Raw genomic sequence first — 23,393 nt, 5'->3', positions numbered from 1 at the left:
GATTTATGCATGAGCATGCAGGAAAGCTGCAGGCTCAGCCGATGCTCTGACAAGGGGCCGGGAAGCAAGCTGTTCGACCGCCGGATCATTATTCCGTCTGGCCTTCGAGATCGCTCCTCAACCGGTCGAGGATCGATAGAGCGTGGCCGGCGTAAGCGCTGATCCAGCGGTCATGGATGTGCTTGATCGGCAGGCTGTTCAGGTGGTTCCAGCGTTCGCGGCCTTCCTTCCGGGCGATGACCAGATCGGCTTCCTCCAGCACTTTCAGATGCTGCATCACCGTGCAGCGGTCCATTTGCGGAAACATCTCGCAGAGCGTCCCTGTGGTGCGGGGGGCATCCTTGAGCAGGTCGAGGATTTCGCGGCGGCGATGATGCGCCAGCGCCTTGAAAACGGGGTCGTCGGTCGATTCGCTTGACATGTTATGGTTTTATAACATAATGGATCCGAGTACAATGGAATACGAGCATAATGGAGAAGAGGAGAAGTGCCATGTCTCTCGGAATCCGTGTTTCCGGCCGCATCGGCCGTCCCGTCGCAGAGGTATTTGACGCCGTCGTTAACCCAAAGAAGCTCAGCAGCTATTTCACCACGATCGGCGGGGCGAGCGCACCGCTCGTCAAGGGCACGACGGTGACCTGGTGGAAGGACGCCCAAGTGGAGGTGGTCGAACTCGTGCCGGAAAGCCGCATCGTGCTCCGCTGGGATGGCGGCACCGACGACGACAAGACGACCTATAAGACGTCGGTGGAGATGAATTTCAAGCCGCTGGAGGATGGCGGCACCTTGGTGACCATCGCCGAGACCGGCTGGCGCGAGGACGATGCCGGCCGGCGCGGCAGCTATCTAAACTGCGAGGGCTGGACTCAGATGCTCTGCTGCATGAAGGCTTTTATCGAATATGGCATCAATCTGCGCGAGGGCATGTTCCTCAGCGAAATGAAGGGAGAGCCGGCCAGCGCGCCGGATGTCTGACGAACCTCAAGGAGATCGGCGGCGCAATCGTCGCATTCGCCCATAGGGGCCAGACTTCGCTTGCCTGTCACACTGCGGGTGCTAATTTCCGGATTCGATACTTCATCTCGATTTCCAGGAGATTTTATTATGCAGCTTGGCATGGTTGGTTTGGGCCGCATGGGCAACTACATGGTCCAGCGGTTGATGCGGGGCGGTCACGAATGCGTCGTCTACGACGCCAGGCCGGAAAGCGTTGCCGAACTCGCGGGCCTCGGTGCGACCGGCAGCGCTTCGCTCGAAGAGTTCGTCTCGAAGCTCACCCATCCCAGGGCAATCTGGCTGATGCTGCCGGCGGCGATCGTCGACAAGGTGCTGGCGAGCCTGATGCCGCTGCTGCAGAACGGCGACATCGTCATCGACGGCGGCAACTCGTATTACCACGACGATATCCGCCGCGGCGCCGAACTTATCACCAAGGGCATCCACTATGTCGATGTCGGCACCAGCGGTGGCGTCTTCGGCCTGGAGCGCGGTTATTGCCTGATGATCGGTGGCGAAAAGGGCACCGTCCAGCATCTATCCCCAATCTTCGCGACGCTGGCGCCCGGCGCCGGCACGACGGAAGCCTCGCCGAACCGCACCGCCGAAGCGGCTGCGGCCAGCACCGCGGAACAGGGCTACCTGCATTGCGGCCCGCATGGAGCCGGTCATTTCGTCAAGATGGTGCATAACGGCATCGAATATGGCCTGATGGCCGCCTATGCCGAGGGTCTCAATATCCTGCAACACGCCAATATCGGCGCTGCCTCGCATGTGGCCGACGCGGAAACCGCGCCGCTTGCCCATCCCGAACATTTCCAATACGACTTCAACCTGCAGGATGTCGCCGAAGTCTGGCGCCGCGGCAGCGTCATCACCTCCTGGCTGCTCGATCTGACAGCCGATGCGCTGCATGCCGACCCCTCGCTGTCGAAATATGCCGGCCGCGTCTCCGACAGCGGCGAGGGCCGCTGGACGATCATGGCGGCAATCGACGAAAGCGTGCCGACACCGGTGCTGAGTGCTGCGCTCTACGGCCGCTTCTCCTCGCGCGACAACGACGAATTCGCCAACAAGGTGCTGTCGGCGATGCGGGCGGGCTTTGGTGGCCACGTGGAAAAGCCGGCCGCCAAATCGTGAAGTCAGGCGTCGTGCGCGCCCGTTTTCGCATTGTGACCTGGTGTGGCGAGGGCGGCGGCCATAAAACTGCCGGCCTTTCCTCACGGTCTTCGCTTTCGCCCTCCTTGCTGCCGGCATCGGTCGCGGCTATTCCATTGCTATCGGGAGACGTCCGCCTCGCCTTGTGTCGGCGGCCGGCGCTCCATCGGAGGGCGGCAATGAAGCGTGACATGGCAGGGATATTCAGGGTCGCCCTATTCTGGACAATGGCGCTGTCGACGCTTGCTGCGGCAGTTTCCCCAGGAGCGGCGCAGAGCCCATCTTCGGTTCCTGCCGCAGCAGGTCCGCCGGCCGAAGTGCGTGAGATGATGGAGCTCATGCAGAAACCTGAAGTCAAGCAGTGGATGTCGAACCAGATGGCGACAGCACCTGCGGGCGGTTCCGCGGCTGCGGATCAGATGTCGGTGCTGTCAGGCCTATTGCAGCATGCCCGCCGGCACGTCTCGATGGTCTCCGATGCAGCGATGACGCTACCCTTTCAGATCGGCAATGCATCCTCGCTGTTCTTCGGTGAGATCGCCGCGAACGGCTGGTCGCGCATGGTGGCGCAGTTCCTGGCGATCTTCCTGTTCGGCGCTATTGTCGAGAGCATTGCCCGTTATGCCTTCCGCCGTCGCCGGCGTCGCCTGGCTGAGATGGCCGGCATGCATTTGGCGCCGCGCGTCATCCCGGCGTTGATCTTCGCGGCGGCAACGGTGCTTGCGCTTCTCAGCCTCGGCTGGCCACCGCTTAGCCAGAGCATCGCGATCGTCTGCGTCGTCGCGCTCATCGTGCAACGCTTCACGATCTGCCTCGGCGGCGTGCTGGTCGATCTCATCGGGCTGGCGCGGGCCGAAGAAGAACGACAGGGCATCACCGCCCCGACGATGCCGGGGCGTGCCGTTGCGCTCTTCTGGTACCGCCGTTGCGCGACCTTCGTCATCTATTTCATGCTTGGCTGGGCGGTGATCCAGTCGATGGAGCCGCTTGGCTATTCCGCGAGTGTGCGGCTCCTCGTCGGTTATATCCTCGGCATCGGCCTGCTGTTGATTGCGATCGAAGCGGTCTGGTCGCGGCCGCACAAGGATGAGAAGCGCGGTCACGGGACCTCCTGGGCGCTCATCGTTTATTTCCTGTTGCTCTGGAGCCTCTGGGTCGCAGGCTTCAATTGGCTGCTCTGGCTCGGCATCTATGTGCTGCTGCTGCCGCGCGTGCTTGCCGTCTCGACGATTGCGGTAAAATCGCTGCAGCAGACCGAAGCAAGCTTCCTGGCCACGCGCCGCATTGCGGCCGTGTTGCTCGACCGCGGTGTGCGGGCGCTGATCATTGCCATTGCCGCCATCTGGCTCGGGCGCATGCTCGGCGTCGGCGCCGATACGATGGCCGCCGGCGACACCATGGTCGACAAGATCGCGCGCGGCGTCATCGGCGGCATCGTCATCCTGCTTGCCGCCGATCTTCTCTGGCATGTCATAAAGGCCTATATCGACGGCAAGCTGCTCGATTCATCCGTGGATGGCGGAGCAACGGACGAAGAGAAGGCCAAACGCGCACGGATCCTGACGCTGCTGCCGATCTTCCGCAATATCCTTGCCGTCGTCATCGCCGTCATCGCCGCTTTGATGGTGCTCTCCGGCCTCGGCATCGAGATCGGGCCGTTGATAGCCGGCGCGGGCGTCGTCGGCGTCGCGGTCGGCTTCGGTGCGCAGACGATCGTCAAGGACGTCATCAGCGGCATGTTCTATCTCTGGGACGATGCCTTCCGTATCGGCGAATATATCGAAAGCGGCAGCCACAAGGGCGTGGTCGAGGCTTTCAGCCTGCGCTCGGTGAAGCTCAGACATCATCGCGGGCCGCTGACGACGGTGCCATTCGGCGAACTCGGCGCGGTGAAGAACCTCAACCGCGACTGGACGATCGACAAGATCAGCCTCAACGTCAAATACGACACCGATCTGGTCAAGGCGAAGAAGGTGATCAAGCAGATCGGCCAGACGCTGCTCGAAAATCCGGAATTCGGCCCTCATATCATCGAGACGCTGAAGATGAAGGGTGTCGAGCAGTTCGGCGAATTCGCGATCGAAATCCGGCTGTCGATGATGACGAAACCCGGCGAGCAATTCGTCATCCGCCGCAATGCGCTGGCGATGATCCGCAATGCCTTCAAGGAGAACGGCATCGAATTCGCCGTGCCGACGGTGCAGGTGGCGGGTGATCGCGATGCGGAGGTCGATGCTGCCGTCGCCCGCTACGCCGCCCATGCGCGGGCGAATGGCGAGCCGGCGGCATAGCCGCCTCACATTGCACCGGCGGCTGTAATCAACAGGCCGCCGATGATCGCCATGTTGGTTTTCCAGGTGTTGATCGCGCTATCGCGGGCCGTTCCCTGCATATCCCAGAAATTCAGCAGCATGATCGTGGCGGCAAGAGTGAAGAGGATGAGACCGAATGCCGCCGCCGTGACGAAGAGGCCCAGCATCAGCAGGAGGCCGGCAACGATCTGGAACATGCTGCCCGAGAGCAGCACCGATTTCGCAAGAGGGACGCCGCGGGCCTCGATCGCGTCGGTCAGCGGCACGATGACGAAAAAATGATGAATGCCGCCAGCGACATAGATGCCGCCCAGCAACAGACGGCCGAGGACGATCATCATCAGCGCCGGGCCATCATGCATATCGAACTGTTCTCCCGCATCTCAAATCTCCGGCAAGGGTCAAGCTCGCCCGAAGCTTACGAAAATGCAATGTGCCGTCACGCTCGCCTGCGCAAATTCGCCCCAATTGAGGGTGATGGAGGCCAAGGCGGCGGGGCTGGGGTAGCGGCGGCACGGCTTCATGGAGCTTATATGGCTGTCATGTTACGTCTTTCAAAAATGATTCCCGCCGAGCTGGCAATTGCAGCAGGATAAGAGATGTCGGGTCACGACAATTTGAAAGAGATGGAAGACGCGGACGGATTTTCTTTTCGCGGATTGTTCAGGCGTTACAGAACGCCGCTGACGGCAGCGGCGACACTCGTGGTCTTCTGCCTCGTCGGTTATGCGATCATGCAGCTCACCAACGAGGTGCGCTATGACGACGTTGTCGATGCGCTGGCGGCGACCAGACCGAGCGCTATCCTGCTTGCGTTGTTCTTCACGGCCCTAAGCTTCCTCTCGCTGATCTTCTACGATCTCAACGCGATAGAATATATCGGCAAAAAGCTGCCTTTCCCGCATGTGGCGCTGACGGCGTTCAGTGCCTATGCCGTCGGCAATACCGCGGGCTTCGGCGCGCTTTCCGGCGGCGCGATCCGCTATCGCGCCTATACGCGCCTGGGGCTTTCGCCCGAAGATATCGGCCGCATCATCGCCTTCGTCACACTCTCCTTCGGTCTCGGGCTTGCGGGGGTCGGGGCGATCGCCCTCATCATCATCGCCGATGAGATCGGTCCGCTCATCGGCGTCAGCCCCTTCCTGTTGCGGTTGGCCGCCGGTTCGATCGTCGCCATTCTGGGCGCAGTGATGATCATCGGCCGTGACGGGCGCGTGCTCGACCTCGGTCCCGTGGCAATCCGCCTGCCGGATTCGCGCACCTGGTCGCGGCAGTTCCTCGTCACCGCCTTCGATATCGCCGCTTCGGCGTCGGTGCTCTACGTGCTGCTGCCGCAGACGGCAATCGGCTGGCCGGTCTTCCTTGCCGTCTATGCGATCGCGGTCGGTCTCGGGGTGCTCAGCCACGTTCCGGCCGGGCTCGGCGTGTTCGAGACCGTGATTATCGCGTCACTCGGCAGCGCCGTGAACATCGATGCCGTGCTCGGATCGCTGGTACTTTACCGGCTGGTGTACCATGTGCTGCCGCTGCTGATCGCCGTGCTCGCGGTGTCGGCGACGGAGCTACGCCGTTTCGTCGATCATCCGGCCGCTTCCAGCGTGCGGCGCATCGGCGGAAGGCTGATGCCGCAGCTGCTGTCGGCTCTCGCCCTGCTGCTCGGCGTCATGCTGATCTTTTCGAGCGTCACGCCGACACCGGACCAGAACCTCGAATTCCTCTCCAACTATCTGCCGCTGCCGATGGTGGAAGGGGCGCATTTCCTTTCCAGCCTGCTGGGGCTTGCGCTCGTCGTTGCGGCGCGCGGCCTCGGCCAGCGGCTCGACGGCGCCTGGTGGGTCGCGGTGTTCTCCGCCCTTGCCGCACTGACCTTGTCGCTGCTGAAGGCGATCGCGCTGGTCGAAGCCGCGTTTCTCGCCTTCCTCATCTTCGGGCTCTTCGTCAGCCGGCGGCTTTTTACCCGCCATGCCTCGCTGCTCAACCAGGCGCTGACGGCGTCCTGGCTGATGGCGATTGCCGTCATTGTCGTCGGCGCCGTCGTCATTCTGCTCTTCGTCTATCGCGATGTCGAATACAGCAACCAGCTCTGGTGGCAGTTCGAATTCACTGCCGAAGCGCCGCGCGGACTGCGCGCTGTTCTCGGCATCACCATCATCTCGTCGGCGATCGCCGTCTTCAGCCTGCTTCGGCCGGCGACCTTCCGGCCGGAACCGGCGACGGAGGAGGCGCTAGAGCGTGCCGTCGAGATTGTCGCCAAGCAGGGCAATGCCGACGCCAATCTGGTGCGCATGGGCGACAAGAGCATCATGTTCTCGGAAAAGGGTGACGCCTTCATCATGTATGGTCGGCAGGGCCGGTCCTGGATCGCGCTGTTCGACCCGGTCGGCGAACATCGCGCCGTGCAGGAGCTCGTCTGGCGTTTCGTCGAAGCGGCGCGCGCCGCCGGCTGCCGGGCCGTGTTCTATCAGATTTCGCCGTCGCTGCTTTCTCCTTGCGCCGATGCCGGCCTTCGCGCCTTCAAGCTCGGCGAACTGGCAGTGACCGATCTGAGGGCCTTCGAGATGAAGGGCGGCAAATGGGCGAACCTTCGCCAGACGGCAAGTCGTGCCCAGCGCGACGGGCTGGAATTTGCCGTCGTCGTCCCTGAGGATGTGCCCTCGGTCATCGATGACCTCTCCGCCGTTTCCACGGCCTGGCTCGAGCATCACAACGCCAAGGAAAAGGGCTTTTCGCTCGGCGCCTTCGATCCTGACTACGTCTCCTCCCAACCGGTCGGCATCCTGAAAAAGGACGGCATGATCGTCGCTTTCGCCAATATCCTCGTGACCGAATCCAGGCAGGAAGGCACGATCGATCTCATGCGCTTCTCGCCGGATGCGCCGAAGGGCTCGATGGACTTTCTCTTCGTGCAGATCATGGAATATCTGCGCGGCGAGGGTTTCACCCACTTCAATCTTGGCATGGCGCCCCTTTCGGGCATGTCGAAACGCGAGGCGGCGCCTGTCTGGGACCGCATCGGCAGCACCGTCTTCGAACATGGCGAGCGCTTCTACAACTTCAAAGGCCTTCGGGCATTCAAATCAAAGTTTCATCCGCACTGGCAACCGCGCTATCTTGCGGTCTCTGGAGGGGGCAATCCGATGATCGCGTTGATGGACGCGACATTTCTGATCGGGGGCGGATTGAAAGGGGTAGTGAGAAAATGATCAGGACATTCCTTCTTGCCGCAGCATGCGCCTGCATGCTCGCGGCCGCACCAGCTGACGCCGCCGAGGAGACCACGCAGAGCTTTGAAACCGGGCTCATCCCGTCACCGCACATCTTCCTTCCGGAAGGGGAGGTAAAGGGCACGGTGATGCTGATCTCGGATGCCGCCGGTTGGGGCGACTATGAGAAGGCGGAGGCCGACAGGCTGGTCGCCGAAGGCGCCGTCGTCATCGGCGTCGACTTTCCCTCCTATATCCAGGCGCTCAGCCAATATGACGTCAGCCTCAACGATGGCTGCGTCTACATGGTTTCGGACATCGAATCTCTGAGCCAGCGGGTCCAGCGCGCGACCGGCAACAATGCCTATCACCTGCCGATCGTCGCCGGCATCGGCGAGGGCGGGGCCTTAGCGCTGGCGATTGCCGCGCAGACACCGGATGCGACGATCGGCCAGACACTTGCCGTCGATCCGGTCGCCGGCATTCCGCTTGCCAAAGAGCTTTGCACGCCGGCTTCCAAGAAGGTCGTCGGCCAGCGTATCATGTATGGCCTCAGCGACGGTGCCCTGCCGGATCCGATCGTCACCGTCTTCACGCCCAATGCCGCCAAGGATGGCAAGGCGCATGCCGAAGCGCTGAAGAGGGTCCATGCCGCGATCGAGATCCGCGATTCCACCGACGATGCGCAGACGGTGTTTGCCGATACGCTCGACGATCTCGTCACCGCTTCCGGCGCCTTCGGTAATCCGCTCGGCCTGCCGCTTGCGGTCCTTGAGGCGACCCCCGCCCTTGATACGATGGCGGTGATCTATTCGGGCGACGGCGGCTGGCGCGACATCGACAAGGAGGTCGGCGGCACGCTGCAGAAGGAAGGCATTCCGGTCGTCGGCGTCGATTCGCTTCACTATTTCTGGTCGGAACGCAAGCCGGATGAGACCGCCGCCGATCTTTCGAAGATCATCGATTTCTACCGCAAGCAGTGGAAGGTGAAGCATGTGCTGCTCGTCGGATATTCCTTCGGCGCCGATGTCGTGCCGGCGACCTACCAGCTTCTCAAGCCAGCTGAAAAATCGGCGGTGGCGCAATTATCGCTGCTGTCGCTCTCGCACCAGGTCGACTACGTCATCTCCGTTCTCGGCTGGCTTGGCCAGAAAACGGATGGTGCCGGAGGCGATCCCGTCAGCGATCTGAAGAACGTCGATCCAAAGCTCGTGCAATGCATCTACGGCAAGGACGACGATGACGATGTCGCCTGTCCTGCATTGAAGGATAGCGGCGCCGAGGTCATCGAACTGCCCGGCGACCACCATTTCGACGAGAATTACGACCTTCTTACCAAGACGATCATCGACGGTCTGAAAAGACGCCTGCAGGATTAACGCATCAGCTTCGCTTCGCTCCAGCCAAGTTCGGCGAGTTCCTCGCCGCGAAACCGCGCATCGTCGGCGACGATGAATTCGTCGAGCTGTGGCGGAGCAACGCTGGTGCCGGAGAGCATCGCATGCACCTGGCCGCGATGATGCGTCTGGTGCTGGAAGAGGTGAGCGAGCACGTCTTCCATCCGCTCTTCCTGGATGCGGGCACCGCGATGGAGGCTGATGGTCGAGGTGAGCCTCTCCGGCGTCAGAGCCTCGCAAAGTGCGGTGAGGCGCTGATCAACCTTGGCCTGCGCTTCGGTCAACGATGAAACGTCATCGAAAGGTTCATCGACCTCGAAGGCCTGGTAGCCGAGCGTGCCGCCTTCCAGTCCGTCGACATAGAACCAGTCGACCGTGATATTGTGGTTCAAGGTTTCCTTGATCGAGGGGAAGAAGCTTGTGCGCGGCGCTTCGAATTCGCCGGGCTTCAGTGCCGCGCAGGTCTGAAGCAGACGGTGGTTGGCAAGGGCGTTGTTATAGCCAAGTTTGCGGAATGCCCTGACGGGATCGAAGGTCGGCATCGGCAGCTTTCCTCTTCAAGTGCTTCTAGAACAGGATGGTTATAGGCCCGGTCGGCCTAAAATGATCCTGTTCTGCATTAAAGAGTTAGAGCGTGATGTGATAAGAAAACCGCTCACACTTTTCTGCATCACGCTCTGGAACGGTTGCCTCAGTCTCAGTCATCGAGGTTGCCGTCGCGCCAGACGAGATGACGGGGTGCTAGGGGCAGGTTCTCGATTTCATTGGCGATGAAATAGGGCGGAATGTCGAGCGCGGTCAGGGCCGTGCGCGTTGCCGCCACCCATTTGAATTCGAGATGATTGTCGCCGTCTTCGACGCGATGAATGATTTGGTGTGGCTGAAACGGGAATTCCGGCGGGATGTCCATCAGGTAATAGAAGCCGAGTTCATGCCAGTTGCGGTGTTCGTAGCGGAAGAAGTTCTCGACGATCCAGAGCAGGCGGGAAATTGAGACTTCGACGCCCAGCTCCTCCACCATCTCGCGTTTCAGCGTTTCTTCCGAGGTCTCGCCGATTTCCGCCCTGCCGCCCGGAAAGGTCCAGAAGGGTTCATGCACGGCGCGATGGACGAGCACGTGGCCATCGCGGAAGCCGAGACCGGCGATGCGATAATTGAATCGCTCGGCGCCCGCATTCAGGCGGATGAGAGTGCGCTTGGTCATGCTATTCTATCCGAGATCGATCACGACAATTTCCGGCGGGACGCCGAAGCGCACCGGTGCGATGGAGCAGCCGAGGCCGCCGGACACGATGATATTACGACCCTCCTCGACCATATGGCCATATGCGTAACGATTGCCGTAACGCGAGGGGACGATCGGCGAACGGCCGAGGAAACGGATCTGTCCGCCATGTGTGTGGCCCGATAGCGTCAGCGAGACGCGCTCGGGCACCCGCGGAAAGATATCGGGCTCATGGGCGAGCAGGATGACGGGTGCATCGTCGGTCACCTGAGCCATCGTTCCATCGAGATCGTCGAGGCCGAGCATATGGGTGCGGCCCCACTTTTTGCCGGGCAGCAGCGCCAGCTGATCTTCGAGGCCTGCCAGCCAGAAGCCGCGGCCATCCTTTTCGACCCGAACGGCGCGGTTGCCGTAGACCGGGATTCCGACGTCGGCAAGCGCCCGGTGCCCGAACGTTTCCATGCCGCCGTTTTTCTGGGCCGACCTGTCTTCCCACCAATCGTGGTTGCCCATGATCGCATGGACGCCGAGAGGGGCCCGCAAGGTGGCGAGCGCCTTCGACCATTGGCTCGAATGCACATATTGCGTCACCATGTTCATGCCGGCAGCATAATCGCCGAGGAGAACGGTGACATCGCCTTCGAGTTCATTGGCTCTGTGGCAGATCGCGGTGATGCGGCTTGCCGACATCCACGGTTCGCAGGCATGAAGATCGGCGAGCGCGACGATGCGGAGCTTGAGCCCTGGCGTCCATCCGGGCGGGGTCAGCCGGTAGCGGGTGATGGCGAGCCTTGCCAACGGTTCATAGGCAAAGGCGTAACCGCCGAGGGACATGACGCCTGCGACACCGCCGCCAAGAACCTTGAAGAATCCGCGGCGGGTGATCACTCAGTTGTCCTCCTGGAACAGCCGGAACTGCGCAGCCTCCATATCCTTGGGCGGTTGCATTCCCAGATGTTTCCACGCGATTGCGGTCAGAACACGGCCGCGCGGCGTGCGCTGAATGAAACCCTGCTGGATCATGTAGGGCTCGATGATGTCTTCGATCGCGTCGCGCGGCTCGGAAAGCCCGGCGGCGATGGTCTCGATGCCGACCGGGCCGCCGCCGAAATTGACGGCGATCATGTTGAGATAGCGTTTGTCGAGCTGGTCGAAGCCGACATTGTCGACCAGCAGGCGGGTCAACGCCTCGTCGGCAATCTCGCGGGTGACGGATTCGGCCCTTGCCACCTCGGCGAAGTCGCGCACACGCCGCAGCAGCCGGCCGGCGATGCGCGGCGTGCCGCGGGCGCGTCTTGCAATTTCGCGGGCGCCTTCCTCGGTAATCGGCAGGTTCATCAGCCGCGCGCCGCGGCGCACGATCAGTTCCAGCTCCTCGACGGTGTAGAAGCTCAGGCGCACCGGAATGCCAAAGCGGTCGCGCAACGGCGTCGTCAACAGGCCGAGGCGGGTGGTGGCCGCCACCAGGGTGAATTTCGAGAGATCGATTTTCACCGAACGAGCGGCAGGGCCTTCGCCGATGATAAGGTCGAGCTGGAAGTCTTCCATGGCCGGATAGAGGATTTCCTCGACGGCGGGATTGAGGCGATGGATCTCGTCGATGAAGAGCACGTCGCGCTCCTCGAGATTGGTAAGCAGGGCCGCGAGATCGCCGGCCTTGGCGATCACTGGACCGGATGTCGAGCGGAAATTGACGCCGAGCTCCTTCGCCATGATCTGCGCGAGCGTCGTCTTGCCGAGGCCGGGCGGGCCGACGAAGAGCACATGGTCCAGCGCCTCGCCGCGGTTCTTCGCCGCCTCGATGAAAACTTTCAGATTGGCGCGCGCTTCGGCCTGGCCGGTGAATTCGTCCAGCGATCGCGGGCGCAGGGTGATATCGAGATCTTCGCCTCGCTTTTCCGGCGATATCAGGCGGGCGGGTTCGCTCATGAAAGAAGCTCCATGCCTGGCACGGTCTCGAATGCGTGCCGGTCAAATGTCTTAGTCGCCTGGCATCCCTCAGCCGCGGCGCGATAACCAATCAAGGCATCGGCAAAATCGGCATTGCGCGTTTCCACGGCTCTTAGCGCCATGATAACGAGGGTTTGGTTTTCGATGTCCAAACCTCTGACGCGTGTCAATTTGCCGATTGCATCGACGACGTCCTTTTTCTTGAAGCCGAACCGCGCGCGCAATGCCCAATCCAGTTCCAAAAGGTTCAGCAGGGAGAGAAATCCACGATAATCCCTGCCGATACCCTCGCCGAATTTCAGTGCAGCCGCCCTTTGCTCCGGATCATCGTCGACGATGAGTCTCAGCAGGACGTTGGTATCTACGCCATAGGCGATCATGCTGCGATATCCGATTTCGATCGTCTGGCTTCATCGACCACGTCGCTGCCCGCAGCATCGGTGACGGCCACGTCGATCTCCTCCAGCGAGGCACGACCATTCGGAGGCGCTCCGAGAAGGCCTGCAAGGTCGTTGAAGTTGATCGATTTCGGTGTCATCACGACTTCTCCGTCGATGACGGAGAAAACCAGTTGATCGCCAGGTCGAAGGCCGAGAGCATCCCGCAAGTCTTTGGGGAGCGTGATCTGACCTTTGGGCGAAAGCGTAAATTCTCCCCACATCGTTCGGAAATCCTATTTTTGTGCGGCAGTTGGAATGCTTGCAAACTGGCAGAAAAGTGACAGCTTATCCTACTTTATCGCGCCAATTCTTTCAATCCCAACCTAATCAACTTTGCGCTGTCGGCGCCGTCGCCCGCCGCCTTCATCGCCGCGGCAATGGCATTTGCCGCCTGGTCGCGGGAATAGCCGAGGTTCGTCAGTGCGGAAACCGCATCGGTAACCGGTGCGGCCGCGACACCTTCGCCGAGTTCCTGCTTGAGGGCAATATTGATCCCTTCCCCGGCAAAGGCCGGCGCCCGGTTCTTGAGTTCGGTGACGAGGCGCATCGCCACTTTCGGGCCGACCCCCGGCGCGCGGGAGACGGCGGTGCGGTCCTGCAGAGCTATTGCATTGGCGAGTTCGCCCGGCGTCAGGGTCGAGAGTACGGCAAGCGCCACCTTGGCGCCGACGCCCTGGACGCTCTGGAGCAAATTGAACCATTCCCGCTCCAGCGCCGTCATGAAGCCGAAGAGCTTCAATTGATCCTCGCGCACATAGGTCTCGATGAACAGCATGCAGGCCTCGCCGGCCGAGCCAAGCTTGGAGAGGGTGCGGGCGGAACAATGGGCGACGTAGCAGACGCCGTGCACATCGACGAGTACATAGTCTTCGCCGATCTCGTCTATGGTGCCTTTCAGCTTGCCGATCATGGGTCGCGGTCTTTCAAGGGTGCGTTTCGGGTGTGATAAGTTCCACGGAGGGAAAGTAAGACCGGTATCCGCCGGGATCGCGGGTCAAAATTTTGTAACCCCTGATCGTCGCATGGGCGCCGATGAGGAAGTCGGGCAATATCCGTTCGCGTCCTCCGCCGGCACGACGGTAAAGCCGGAAAGCTTGAGCAGCGGCAAATACAGCCGGCCAAGGCAGGTTCTCGCGGCGGAATTCATCCTGCGGAAGCAGTTGCTCAACTTCATCCATATCGTCGTAGCGAACGGAAAATTCGGAATAGATAATCGGATTTATGAGCACCGGCCCATCTCTGAAGACGTCGAGCAATTTCCGACGCGACCAGCCATGCCAGTCCGAACTGACCACGGCCAGGTCGACGAGGATGTTTGTATCGACAAGCGTCGCCATCAGCGATCACGGGTCATCGACATGAGGTCTTCGGCATCGATCTCCTGATCACCGGTTCCTTCGAGACGACGGATCGTCTGCAGGAACCGGTCGAGCCGACCTCTATCCTCGATCTCCTGCCTGCCATTTTTCGGCGAGACAACCAGCTTGCCGTTCTCGATCGAGAAGATGACCTCGCTGTTGGCCTCGATGCCGGCAAGCTCCCTGAGATCGCGAGGGATGGTGACCTGGCCTTTGGACGTGACGCGCATCTTGTTGCTCCTTCAAAGTAAGAATTATCCTTACCATCGGAACAAGTCAAGAACAAACTAGCCGGCCAGTGCCTGCCGCATCCGGTTGCTGCCGCGATTGTGGGCATGGCAGATGGCGATCGCCAGGGCGTCGGCCGCGTCATCGCCCTTGAATTCAACTTTCGGCATCAGGATTTTCAACATCATATGGATCTGGCGCTTTTCGCCATGGCCGACGCCGATGACCGCCTTCTTCACGGCATTCGGAGCATATTCGGAGACCTGCAGTCCGGCGCGGGCCGGCACCAGCATGGCGATGCCGCGGGCCTGGCCAAGTTTCAGGGTCGCCACAGCATCCTTGTTGACGAAGGTCTGTTCGACGGCAGCTTCATCCGGCGTGTAGCTATGGACGACCTCCGCCAGGCCATCGTGCAACTGGCAGAGGCGAGAGGCGAGGTCCATGTCTCCATCGGAGGTCACGGTTCCGGAGGCCACAAACCGCAGGGAATTGCCCAGCGTGTCGATGATTCCCCAGCCGGTGCGGCGAAGCCCGGGATCGATGCCGACGATGCGAATCGTATTTTGCATGGTTCAACCTATAGCGACTGCGAAATAACTGCCATCGATATGTGAACAAAACAAAAACATTCTCGGATTTAAGCCGCTCCATTTACCGCGAATTAAAACAGATGCTTGAATTCTAGTGTCAAATACGAAGGGGGGTCTCGTGTCGCAAGGAGATAAGCCCCCCGATGTTCTGTTTAAAGATCGGTCGATCAGGCATGCGCTGCGTGCCCACGCCGGCAGGCGTGTCAGAAGGGGTTCGTCGTACATGGCTCAGAGATTTCAGTCCCTGTCCTTCAAGGTCATTGCCACATTCATTCTGCTGACCGTGCTATCGATCGCCGTGATCGACGTGCTTGCCTATTTCGCCAGCAGCCGGATCTCCGACGAGCAAGCGCTGAAGGCTAAGGAGAGCGTACTGATCTTTCGCGGCGATATGCTGCAGGACCAGCTGACGCAGCTTGAAAACCAGGCAAATTCCATCGCGCGCATCGAATCGTTGCAGATGTCGATCACCAGCCTGAAGAGCGGCTGGAAGACGATCGAGAAGACCTCGGGCGATGCCCGCGCCGAATTGAAGAAGGTTTTCATTGCGGGCAATCCCAACCCGGCCGACCAGCGGGAGAAGCTGATGAAGCCGGAAGGACCGAGCGGCTTTTATTATTCGAACCACGAGAAGACGCAGGGCGAAGTTGCCCGCGATCTCGAGGGTACCGCCTTCAGCGATCTGCTGATTGCCGACCTCGACGGCACGGTCCTCTATTCCTACAAGAAGCAAGACGATTTCGCCGAGAACCTCAAGTCGGACGCGTGGAAGACCACCGGCGCCGGTATCGCCTTCGCCAAGGCGATCGAGAATACCGCCAAGGCGACCGATGACGCCGCGCCGACGGGTTTTTCCGGTCTTCGCGTCGATACCGCCAGCGGCAAATCGGCGATCTTCTATGCCGTACCGATCATCAAACTCGGTGCGGCCAAGGGCATCATCCTCTTCAAGGTGCGCGACGACATCGTCACCGGTATCCTTGGCAAGGGCATCGTCCAGGGCAGCACGGCGCAGGCAGCGATCGTCTCCAGCGATGGCTCCGCCGTCGGTCTCGACGCGAGCGGCAAGCTTGCGACGCTCGATGCGGCTCCTTTCACCTTCATCAAGAACGCGCTTGCCAGTTCGGCGATGACGGTGGCCGACTTCAGCCGGGCGGACGGCGCGGCCCGCGCCTATGTCGGCGGTATCGACTATCGTGGCGACCGCTTCCTCGTTGTCGAGAGCGTGCTTTTGAGCGAGCTTAATGCCGGCTCGATCGAGATCGCCACGCTGCTGACGATGATCGGCATCGGCGTGCTCGTCGTCATGGCGGTCGCGACCGGCCTCGTCACCAATTTCCTGTTTTCGCCGCTTGCGCGGCTTGCCGGCGTCACCCGTGATGTTGCCGACGGCAAGCTCGACAGCGAGATCGGCAGCCAGAACCGCAAGGACGAGATCGGCACGATGGCGAATGCGCTCGCCCGCTTCCGCCAGTCGCTGATCGAAAGCCGCGAACTCGAAGCCGCCAGCGAAGAAACGCGCCTGAAGGCCGATCACGACCGCCAGCAGAACCTGGCTGAGCGCGAAGCCGAGGCGAAGAGCCTGCAGCACGTCGTCGAAGCGATCGATGAGGGTCTGCATCATCTGGCGACTGGCGATCTCGCCTACCAGATCGATACCCGTTTCCCGAATGAGCTTGAAAGCCTGCGCGTCAATTTCAACGAGGCGCTGGCGACGCTGAGTGAAACAATGACGGCTATCGGCGGCAACTCGATGGCGGTGCGTGCCGGCTCAGAGGAGATGCGCACCGGCGCCGACGAGCTTGCAGGGCGCACCGAGCGTCAGGCCGGCTCGATCACCGAGACGGCGAATGCGATCAGCGCCATCACCCAGTCCGTCCGCCGGCAGATCGAGCGAGCCGAACAGGCCGAGCGCATCGCCCGCGACGCCAAGAAGGAGACGACTGGCTCCGGCCAGATCATGCGCGAGACGATTGCAGCGATGGAGGCAATCCAGACGTCTTCGCGTCAGATCAACACGATCATCTCGGTCATCGACGACATCGCTTTCCAGACCAACCTCTTGGCGCTCAATGCTGGCGTCGAGGCGGCGCGTGCCGGTGAATCGGGCAAGGGCTTCGCCGTCGTCGCCATGGAAGTGCGCGAGCTGGCACAGCGCTCATCGAGTGCGGCAAAGGAAATCTCCAGCCTGCTGCAGAAATCGACATATGAAGTCGAAAGCGGCGTGGCGCTTGTGGAAAAGGCTGGCGTTGCGTTGACCGGCATCGGCGCCCATGTCGAGGCGATCAACGGACAAATCAATGAGATCATGGGTGCGACCCGCGAGGAAGCCAATACGTTACGCGAGATCAACAGTGCCGTCGCCGAACTCGACGCGATGACGCAGCAGAACGCGTCGATGGTCGAGGAGACGACGGCGGCGATCCACAGGCTGGCAACGGAAGCCCTGGAAATGGATCGCCAGCTCGGTAATTTCACGCTGCCGCACGGAAACCACCACCCAAGCGCCGAAGTGCATGTGCTGCGCCGTCACCGGTAAACCGTGGCTTCTGAGAGCTGACACTGGGTCGCGCTCGCGCGGCCCTTTTGTTTGGGTGCATGGTTTGGAATGGCTGGGGCGGCAACCTACATAGACGGCATCGTTCAACTGCCCGGTAGGTTTCCCATGGTTCCCTTCTCCATACTCGACCTTTCCCCCGTTGCCGAAGGCAGCAGCATCCGCCAGTCTCTCGAGAGCTCGGCGCGGATGGCCGGGAAGGCCGAGCAATTCGGCTACAAGCGCTTTTGGCTCGCCGAGCATCACGGCATGCCGGGGATCGCCAGCGCCGCCACTGCCGTCGTCATCGGCCATGTCGGCGCCGCAACAACGCGCATCCGTATCGGCTCCGGCGGCATCATGCTGCCCAATCATTCGCCGCTCGTCATTGCCGAGCAGTTCGGCACGCTCGAGGCGCTCTTCCCCGGCCGCATCGATCTCGGCCTCGGGCGCGCGCCGGGAACGGACATGCGCACGGCACAGGCGCTGCGGCGCAATCTCGAGGCCGGTGCGAACAGTTTCCCGAACGACGTGGTGGAACTGCAGCAACTCCTCGATACGCCAGTCGAAAACCAGACGATCCTTGCGGTTCCCGGCAATTCATCGCATATCCCGATCTGGCTGCTGGGCTCCAGCCTCTACAGTGCCCAGCTTGCTTCCATGCTAGGACTTCCCTATGCCTTCGCTTCGCATTTTGCGCCCGACATGCTGCTTGATGCGATCGCGATCTACCGGGACCGCTTCCAGCCCTCGTCGACGCTCGACAAACCTTATGTGATGGTCGGCGTGATGGGCGCGGTGGCTGCGACCGACGAAGAGGCGCGGTACCATTTCACCTCCGCCGAGCAGCAGTTCGCCAACCTGCGCCGCAATGTCCGCGGCCCGTTCCCGCGCCCGTTGGCCGATATGGAAAATTTCTGGTCGCCGATGGAGAAGATGAACGTCGAACACACGCTGCGTTACGCCGTGGTCGGATCGCCGACGACGGCGGAGGCGAAACTGACGGAGTTTCTCAAGGAAACGCAGGCCGACGAGGTGATCATCTCGATGCCGATCCACGACATCGAAGCGCGGTTGACGTCGGTGGAACTGTTTGCGGGCTTGGGAAATTTCATGCGGGCGGCCGCGTAGGCTTGCCAAGCTGCGCCTCGAGGGCGGAACATCGCGAGCGCTGACCGTCCATCGGCAGCAGAAACCCGGCATCGCGGCCGGGTTTTCCATTGATGATCGTTCTGAGGAAATTCAGGCCGAGAGTTTCGCCAGCACTTCTTCCGAGACCTCGAAGTTTGAGTAGACGTTCTGCACGTCGTCATCGTCTTCTAGGCTGTCGATGAGCTTCATCAGCGACTGGGCCTTTTCTTCGTCCACCGGCACGTTGTTCTGGGCGCGCCAGACGGCTTTGACAGTCTCGGCGTCGCCCAGGCTCGCTTCCAGCGCTTTTGCCACCTCTCCGAGAGCTTCGAATCCGCAGGTGATGTAGTGGCCGTCTTCGTCGGTCTCGACATCGTCGGCGCCGGCTTCGATCGCGGCTTCCATCACCTTGTCGGCATCGCCGACGGACAGCTTGTAGGTGATTTCGCCGACATGGTCGAAGGAGAAGGAAACGGAACCGGTTTCGCCAAGCGCTCCGCCAGCCTTGGTGAAGATCGAACGGACGTTGGAGGCGGTGCGGTTGCGGTTGTCGGTCAGAGCTTCGACGATGATCGCCGTGCCGCCGGGGCCATAACCCTCATAACGGACTTCATCGTAGTTTTCGCCGTCGGCGCCAGCTGCCTTCTTGATGGCGCGGTCGATATTGTCCTTCGGCATGGACTGGGCCTTAGCGTTCTGGATCGCCAGGCGAAGGCGGGCGTTCATCGTCGGGTCGGGCAGGCCGGCCTTGGCGGCAACGGTGATTTCGCGCGCAAGCTTGGAGAACATTTTTGACCGCACGGAATCCTGACGGCCCTTGCGGTGCATGATGTTTTTAAACTGTGAATGGCCAGCCATGGCACCCCTGTCCACGTCATATTGTTCGGAATGGGCCGCCTTATAAGAGCGAAACGGTACCCGTTCAAGGAAAAAGCAGTTTGGAACAAAGGCGGGGGGATGACGTTTCAGGAACTCCATCCAACGGAAAGGAACGGTCATGGCAAGTCTCAGCGATGCGCAGGAACAGCCAGCACGTCAGCTCTGGGATCAGGTCAACGATGTTCATGCCGGCATGCTCGGGATTTCCGGGCTGGACATGCACATGCAGCCGATGGCGCCGCATGCCGATCCCACCACCAACACGATCTGGTTCTATACCAAGACCGATGCCGACATCGTGCGCGCCATAAAACCGGGAAGCCGCGCGCATTTCTGTGTTATCGGCAAGGATCACGACTATCACGCTTGCCTTGCCGGTGTGATCGACGTGCGCCCTGACCCTTCCAAGATCGAGGAATATTGGACTTCGATTGTCGCGGCCTGGTATGATGGCGGCAAGAAAGACCCCAAGCTCACCATGCTTTCCCTCCATGTCGACGATGCCGAGATCTGGGTTTCCACAGGCAACAAGCTGAAATTCGGCTGGGAGATCGCCAAGGCCAATCTTGACGACGACAAGATGCCGGATGTCGGCATCAAGCGCCACCTGCAGTTCGCTTGATGATTTGAAGAGTGTCGCTTTAGGCCCGGGGAAAATCGCCGGGCCTTTTTACTGCACACCCTTCAGTACATAGATCAGCGGCCTTTTCGGCAGGGTGCGCATGGAGATGGTGATACTGTCATCGGGCGCATTGACGACGTCGAAATCCTTGCCGAACATTGACACGAAGGCTTCGACCGGCGGGCCGCGCCGGTGCATCGGCAGAATCAACGACGAGCGTAGCCGCTTGATGACGCGGCTCATGCTGTCGGCGCCCATGGTCAGGCCACCATCGACCGGGACCATCACGATGTCGAGGCGGCCGATCTCGGTGTAATGGGCATCCGTCAGTTCATAGTGCAGGTGGCCGAGATGGCCGATGCAAAGGCCGGCGATTTCGAAAATGAAGATGGAGTTGCCGTTTTCCTGCGAGCCGCCAAGGCCATAGCTGAAACGGATATCCGTCGGGACATTGCGGATATAGGCATCGCCAATGACGAGATTGATGTTGGCCTTCTCGCCCGGAACGTCGCTCCAGCCATGCAGCACATGCTTGATCTCAGGATCGGGCGTCAAGGTAAAGTGGCTCGTGTGCGCCTTGTTCATGGTCACGACATCGGGCATCGTTCCCGGCTTGTACCAGCCGTTATAATCTGTCGCGATGACGATGCCGCCGGGCGTGTCTATCTCGAAGGTGGAATGGCCGAGGAAGGTGAATTTGACGTCTTCGCCCTCGGAGACGGCAGGCGTTAGCGGCGTGGCGCCGGAACAGCTTGCCAAGGTTGCCTGCGGGACGTTCTGCGCGATCGCCTGGCAGTGGCTGACGGGCGGTCGCTCACCCTGTGCCCCGGCAAGACCTGGCGCGGCGAAGGCCGCAAGGCATGCGATAGCAAGGACAAGATATTGCGGCTTCATGCCACCCCCTCCGGCGCTCTATCACTTTGAATTGGCGGCGGAAGGATGCGGCATGAGGTCGCAGCGGTCCAGACTAGGATGCTCACGATTGCGTGTGGGTCTGCGCATCGGCGCGGGGGCGGCGGGCTTAGAGCATTTCCGTTTTTCTCCAAACCACGGAAATGCTCTATCTATTTGTTTTAACGCAGTTCCGGACGCAAAACTGTTGCTCACTTTTGCTGGAATTGCTCTAGCGCCAGAACTCCGGCACCGTCTCGGCCAGCCGCGGCCCGAGCCGAAGCGGCGCGATCTTTTCGGCCAGGCCGGTTCTATCGGAAATCTCCACGCCGACGCCGCAGATCGTCGCCGGGCCGTTCGCGGCTTCCATGCGGCCCTTCGGCATCTTGGAGATGAAGCGGTTGAGCGGCTCTTCCTTATCCATGCCGAGAGAAGAGTCGTAGTCGCCGCACATGCCGGCATCCGACATATAGGCGGTTCCGCCGTTCAGGATCTGTGTGTCGGCGGTCGGCACATGCGTGTGGGTGCCGACGACGAAACTGGCGCGGCCGTCGACGAAATGGCCGAAGCATTGCTTCTCGCTGGTCGCCTCTGCATGAAAATCGAAGATGATCGCATCGGCCTGCTCCTTGAGCGGGCAGGCAGCGAGGATCACTTCCGCCGATTTGAACGGGTCGTCGAGTTCCGGATGCATGAAGACCCGGCCCATGACGTTGGCGACGAGCACGCGCGCGCCATTCCTGGCATAGAACAGGCCGGAGCCGCGGCCGGGCGTGCCTTGCGGATAGTTGGCCGGCCGCAGAAATTGATCGTGCCTCCCGGCAAAGGCCACGGCTTCCTTCTGGTCCCAAACGTGATTGCCCGTCGTCACCACATCGGCGCCGGCATTGATCGTCTCCAGAAAGATGTCCTCGGTGATGCCGAAGCCGCCGGCGGCATTCTCGCCGTTGACGACGACGAAATCGAGCTTGAGGTCGGAGATCAGGCCGGGAAGGCGCTCCCAGACTGCCGTGCGTCCCGTCTTGCCGACCATGTCACCCAAAAAAAGCAGCCGCATTCCCTATCCAATCCAAGAGGCAAAAAAGCGAAGGCCGCTTTCTGTCAGGATGGCATCCAGGCTTATGTCGTGCGGCTCAGCGGGCACATGTGCCACTTCCTGGCAGTCGAATGCAATGCCGATCAGCTTCGGATGCAGGCCTTTTTGTCTCAGCCGGCTGATGGCGCGGTCGTAGTGGCCGGCGCCGTAACCGATGCGGTGGCCGCGGGCATCGAAGGCCGAAAGCGGCACGAGCATGATTTCCGGATTAAGAATGGCGGCATCCGCGCCAGGGCCGACCGTGCCGAAACCGGTATCGACAAGCGGCGCACCCTCCGCCAACTCGCGAAAGACGATGGTCTGTCGATCGAGGATCGCCGGCACGCAGAGCCGCGCACCGCGCACGGCAAAGCGCGCCATCAGCGGCCTGAGATCAGCTTCCGAACGGATCGGCAGGAAGCCGGAGACAATTGTGCCCAGCGCAAAACCAACCGCTTCGCCTGCATGTTCAGCCATTGCGAGACTCTTGGAGGCGCGTTTCTCGCCCGGGATGGCGTCGCGTGCGGACAGCCGTTCGTTGCGCAGCTGTGCTTTCAGTTGTTGAGCGGTCATTCGATCTACCGGTATGAGAGATTGACCGAGCATAGACGCCTGGATGTCCGATGCAAATGCCGGATGCGACAGTGCTGCGCCCGTTTCACGCCCTGTCGGCGGGATGCGGCCGGAGGTCAGATGACGATGCTTGTCGGTATTGTCGCGGTGCCGGTGGATAAGCCTGCCATATCAGGCACGGCGTTGGCCCCGCCCTGCCAGTCCTGCTGCCGCAGGTCGTGCATCGCCTTTTCGAGCAATTGCCTGAGTTCGCGCACGACCGCCTTGAACGCTTCCATCGTTTCTCGGTCATCGGACGAGATGCCCGAGGATTTTGGCGCGTCCTCGGCGGTGCTCTCATAGGCCTCGCGGGCCTGGGCGGCGTCGACCGGTTCCTGCGATCCGGTCGCGGTTTTTTCTGAGACATCCGTCAGTGCAGCCTCAGTCCCGCTCGTCGCGGCGGCTGTTGCATCCGTGGTTGCGTCCACCGGAGCGACTGCTGCAGGGCTGCCGGTCGCGGCGGCCGATGCGAATTCTGAAGCGGCGGTGCCGACCTTGCGCGCCAGTTCGGCGGCCAGACGGGCGACCACCTCGGGCGGCATATTGGAGCTGCGCAGCATCTCCAGCTGTTGCTTTGCCTCGTCGAGCTTGCGTTGTGCCTTTGTCTTGGCTTCGTCCCCGGAATTCGCCAAGGTCTGCCGCATCTGCTGCAGCGTCTGGGTGCTGCGCTGCAGCTTCAGCACACCCTGATCGGTCTCGTTTCCGGCGGCAGACATTGCTGCAGCAGAAGGCGTGCCGCGCAAGATGATGGAGGCAGACGTAGTTGCGACCTGCATGAACAATCCCCGAC

The 23,393-nt window shown here is 61.2% G+C and carries 25 protein-coding genes; 8 read left to right on the top strand and 17 right to left on the bottom strand.

All coding sequences use genetic code 11. The annotated features are described in order from the left end of the window. Window positions 1-88: 88 nt before the first annotated feature. Entirely contained in the window at window positions 89-421 is a 333-nt protein-coding gene (locus HJB82_RS25875; RefSeq protein ID WP_207581692.1) for a helix-turn-helix transcriptional regulator, read from the bottom strand. A 71-nt stretch (window positions 422-492) separates the two neighbouring features. On the opposite strand from HJB82_RS25875, the gene HJB82_RS25870 reads away from it, so the two are divergent. The 3 genes from HJB82_RS25870 to HJB82_RS25860 all read left to right on the top strand — a co-directional run bounded on the left by HJB82_RS25870 (window position 493) and on the right by HJB82_RS25860 (window position 4,445). Continuing rightward, window positions 493-975 carry an SRPBCC domain-containing protein gene (locus tag HJB82_RS25870; protein ID WP_207581691.1) on the top strand — a complete coding sequence of 161 codons (483 nt, stop codon included), beginning with the start codon at window positions 493-495 and terminating at the stop codon, window positions 973-975. A 129-nt stretch (window positions 976-1,104) separates the two neighbouring features. Then, complete coding sequence (gene gnd / locus HJB82_RS25865) at window positions 1,105-2,136, top strand: phosphogluconate dehydrogenase (NAD(+)-dependent, decarboxylating) (protein WP_207581690.1); 1,032 nt, start codon at window positions 1,105-1,107, stop codon at window positions 2,134-2,136. Between the two features lie 197 nt (window positions 2,137-2,333). Continuing rightward, window positions 2,334-4,445 (top strand): mechanosensitive ion channel family protein, encoded by a 2,112-nt coding sequence (locus HJB82_RS25860; protein ID WP_221141891.1) that lies wholly within the window; start codon window positions 2,334-2,336, stop codon window positions 4,443-4,445. Window positions 4,446-4,450: 5 nt separating this feature from the next. Here HJB82_RS25860 and HJB82_RS25855 read toward each other — a convergent pair whose 3' ends face one another. After that, window positions 4,451-4,828, bottom strand: a complete 378-nt coding sequence (locus HJB82_RS25855; RefSeq protein WP_207581688.1) for a DoxX family protein — start codon at window positions 4,826-4,828, stop codon at window positions 4,451-4,453. Between the two features lie 237 nt (window positions 4,829-5,065). On the opposite strand from HJB82_RS25855, the gene mprF reads away from it, so the two are divergent. Further along, the gene (mprF, locus tag HJB82_RS25850; RefSeq protein ID WP_207581687.1) at window positions 5,066-7,669 is read left to right on the top strand and encodes a bifunctional lysylphosphatidylglycerol flippase/synthetase MprF; all 2,604 of its coding nucleotides are present in this window, start codon (window positions 5,066-5,068) and stop codon (window positions 7,667-7,669) included. Continuing rightward, entirely contained in the window at window positions 7,666-9,048 is a 1,383-nt protein-coding gene (locus HJB82_RS25845; protein ID WP_221141889.1) for a virulence factor family protein, read from the top strand. The genes mprF and HJB82_RS25845 overlap by 4 nt, the downstream gene beginning before the upstream one ends. Here HJB82_RS25845 and HJB82_RS25840 read toward each other — a convergent pair. From HJB82_RS25840 to ruvC, 10 genes are all read right to left on the bottom strand, one after another. Further along, window positions 9,045-9,608 carry a DinB family protein gene (locus HJB82_RS25840; RefSeq protein ID WP_207581685.1) on the bottom strand — a complete coding sequence of 188 codons (564 nt, stop codon included), beginning with the start codon at window positions 9,606-9,608 and terminating at the stop codon, window positions 9,045-9,047. The two genes, HJB82_RS25845 and HJB82_RS25840, sit on opposite strands and share 4 nt — an antisense overlap. A 155-nt stretch (window positions 9,609-9,763) precedes the next feature. Further along, the gene (locus HJB82_RS25835; protein WP_207581684.1) at window positions 9,764-10,270 is read right to left on the bottom strand and encodes an NUDIX hydrolase; all 507 of its coding nucleotides are present in this window, start codon (window positions 10,268-10,270) and stop codon (window positions 9,764-9,766) included. 6 nt (window positions 10,271-10,276) lie between these two features. Beyond that, a complete protein-coding gene (locus HJB82_RS25830; protein WP_221116393.1) occupies window positions 10,277-11,179 on the bottom strand; it encodes a metallophosphoesterase in 903 nt (300 codons plus the stop codon). After that, window positions 11,180-12,220: a Holliday junction branch migration DNA helicase RuvB gene (ruvB, locus tag HJB82_RS25825; protein ID WP_221141888.1), complete on the bottom strand. Its 1,041-nt coding sequence runs from the start codon at window positions 12,218-12,220 to the stop codon at window positions 11,180-11,182. Continuing rightward, complete coding sequence (locus HJB82_RS25820) at window positions 12,217-12,621, bottom strand: PIN domain-containing protein (protein WP_207581682.1); 405 nt, start codon at window positions 12,619-12,621, stop codon at window positions 12,217-12,219. Before HJB82_RS25820 ends, ruvB begins: the two co-directional genes overlap by 4 nt. Further along, entirely contained in the window at window positions 12,618-12,902 is a 285-nt protein-coding gene (locus tag HJB82_RS25815; protein WP_207581681.1) for an AbrB/MazE/SpoVT family DNA-binding domain-containing protein, read from the bottom strand. The genes HJB82_RS25820 and HJB82_RS25815 overlap by 4 nt, the downstream gene beginning before the upstream one ends. A gap of 74 nt (window positions 12,903-12,976) precedes the next feature. Continuing rightward, a complete protein-coding gene (gene ruvA / locus HJB82_RS25810) occupies window positions 12,977-13,591 on the bottom strand; it encodes a Holliday junction branch migration protein RuvA (protein ID WP_221131789.1) in 615 nt (204 codons plus the stop codon). A 13-nt stretch (window positions 13,592-13,604) separates the two neighbouring features. After that, window positions 13,605-14,018, bottom strand: coding sequence for a type II toxin-antitoxin system VapC family toxin (locus tag HJB82_RS25805; RefSeq protein ID WP_207581679.1), 414 nt, complete (start codon window positions 14,016-14,018; stop codon window positions 13,605-13,607). After that, on the bottom strand, window positions 14,018-14,269 hold the full coding sequence (locus tag HJB82_RS25800; protein WP_221131790.1) for an AbrB/MazE/SpoVT family DNA-binding domain-containing protein: 252 nt from the start codon (window positions 14,267-14,269) through the stop codon (window positions 14,018-14,020). The genes HJB82_RS25805 and HJB82_RS25800 overlap by 1 nt, the downstream gene beginning before the upstream one ends. Window positions 14,270-14,326: 57 nt before the next feature. Then, entirely contained in the window at window positions 14,327-14,836 is a 510-nt protein-coding gene (gene ruvC / locus HJB82_RS25795; RefSeq protein WP_209881823.1) for a crossover junction endodeoxyribonuclease RuvC, read from the bottom strand. A 244-nt stretch (window positions 14,837-15,080) separates the two neighbouring features. On the opposite strand from ruvC, the gene HJB82_RS25790 reads away from it, so the two are divergent. Together HJB82_RS25790 and HJB82_RS25785 are read left to right on the top strand one after the other, a co-directional pair. Continuing rightward, complete coding sequence (locus HJB82_RS25790; protein ID WP_221141886.1) at window positions 15,081-17,396, top strand: methyl-accepting chemotaxis protein; 2,316 nt, start codon at window positions 15,081-15,083, stop codon at window positions 17,394-17,396. Between the two features lie 126 nt (window positions 17,397-17,522). Further along, on the top strand, window positions 17,523-18,524 hold the full coding sequence (locus HJB82_RS25785) for an LLM class flavin-dependent oxidoreductase (RefSeq protein ID WP_221141884.1): 1,002 nt from the start codon (window positions 17,523-17,525) through the stop codon (window positions 18,522-18,524). Window positions 18,525-18,635: 111 nt separating this feature from the next. Here HJB82_RS25785 and HJB82_RS25780 read toward each other — a convergent pair whose 3' ends face one another. Continuing rightward, complete coding sequence (locus HJB82_RS25780; RefSeq protein WP_207581675.1) at window positions 18,636-19,382, bottom strand: YebC/PmpR family DNA-binding transcriptional regulator; 747 nt, start codon at window positions 19,380-19,382, stop codon at window positions 18,636-18,638. 139 nt (window positions 19,383-19,521) lie between these two features. Between HJB82_RS25780 and HJB82_RS25775 the strand changes: the two genes are divergently transcribed. Continuing rightward, the gene (locus HJB82_RS25775) at window positions 19,522-20,025 is read left to right on the top strand and encodes a pyridoxamine 5'-phosphate oxidase family protein (protein WP_207581674.1); all 504 of its coding nucleotides are present in this window, start codon (window positions 19,522-19,524) and stop codon (window positions 20,023-20,025) included. Between the two features lie 48 nt (window positions 20,026-20,073). Here HJB82_RS25775 and HJB82_RS25770 read toward each other — a convergent pair whose 3' ends face one another. The 4 genes from HJB82_RS25770 to HJB82_RS25755 all read right to left on the bottom strand — a co-directional run bounded on the left by HJB82_RS25770 (window position 20,074) and on the right by HJB82_RS25755 (window position 23,379). After that, window positions 20,074-20,919 (bottom strand): MBL fold metallo-hydrolase, encoded by an 846-nt coding sequence (locus HJB82_RS25770; RefSeq protein WP_221141882.1) that lies wholly within the window; start codon window positions 20,917-20,919, stop codon window positions 20,074-20,076. Window positions 20,920-21,148: 229 nt separating this feature from the next. Next, on the bottom strand, window positions 21,149-21,973 hold the full coding sequence (locus HJB82_RS25765) for a TIGR00282 family metallophosphoesterase (RefSeq protein ID WP_164008083.1): 825 nt from the start codon (window positions 21,971-21,973) through the stop codon (window positions 21,149-21,151). A gap of 3 nt (window positions 21,974-21,976) precedes the next feature. Beyond that, on the bottom strand, window positions 21,977-22,564 hold the full coding sequence (locus HJB82_RS25760; RefSeq protein WP_221116386.1) for a 5-formyltetrahydrofolate cyclo-ligase: 588 nt from the start codon (window positions 22,562-22,564) through the stop codon (window positions 21,977-21,979). 116 nt (window positions 22,565-22,680) lie between these two features. Next, window positions 22,681-23,379, bottom strand: coding sequence for a hypothetical protein (locus tag HJB82_RS25755; RefSeq protein ID WP_207581671.1), 699 nt, complete (start codon window positions 23,377-23,379; stop codon window positions 22,681-22,683). Window positions 23,380-23,393 lie beyond the last annotated feature (14 nt).

Source organism: Rhizobium sp. NZLR10, assembly GCF_019685125.1.
Taxonomy (GTDB): Bacteria; Pseudomonadota; Alphaproteobacteria; order Rhizobiales; family Rhizobiaceae; genus Rhizobium.
The sequence above is the reverse complement of the archived record's forward strand: the minus strand, read 5'-3'. Positions and strand labels throughout refer to the sequence as shown.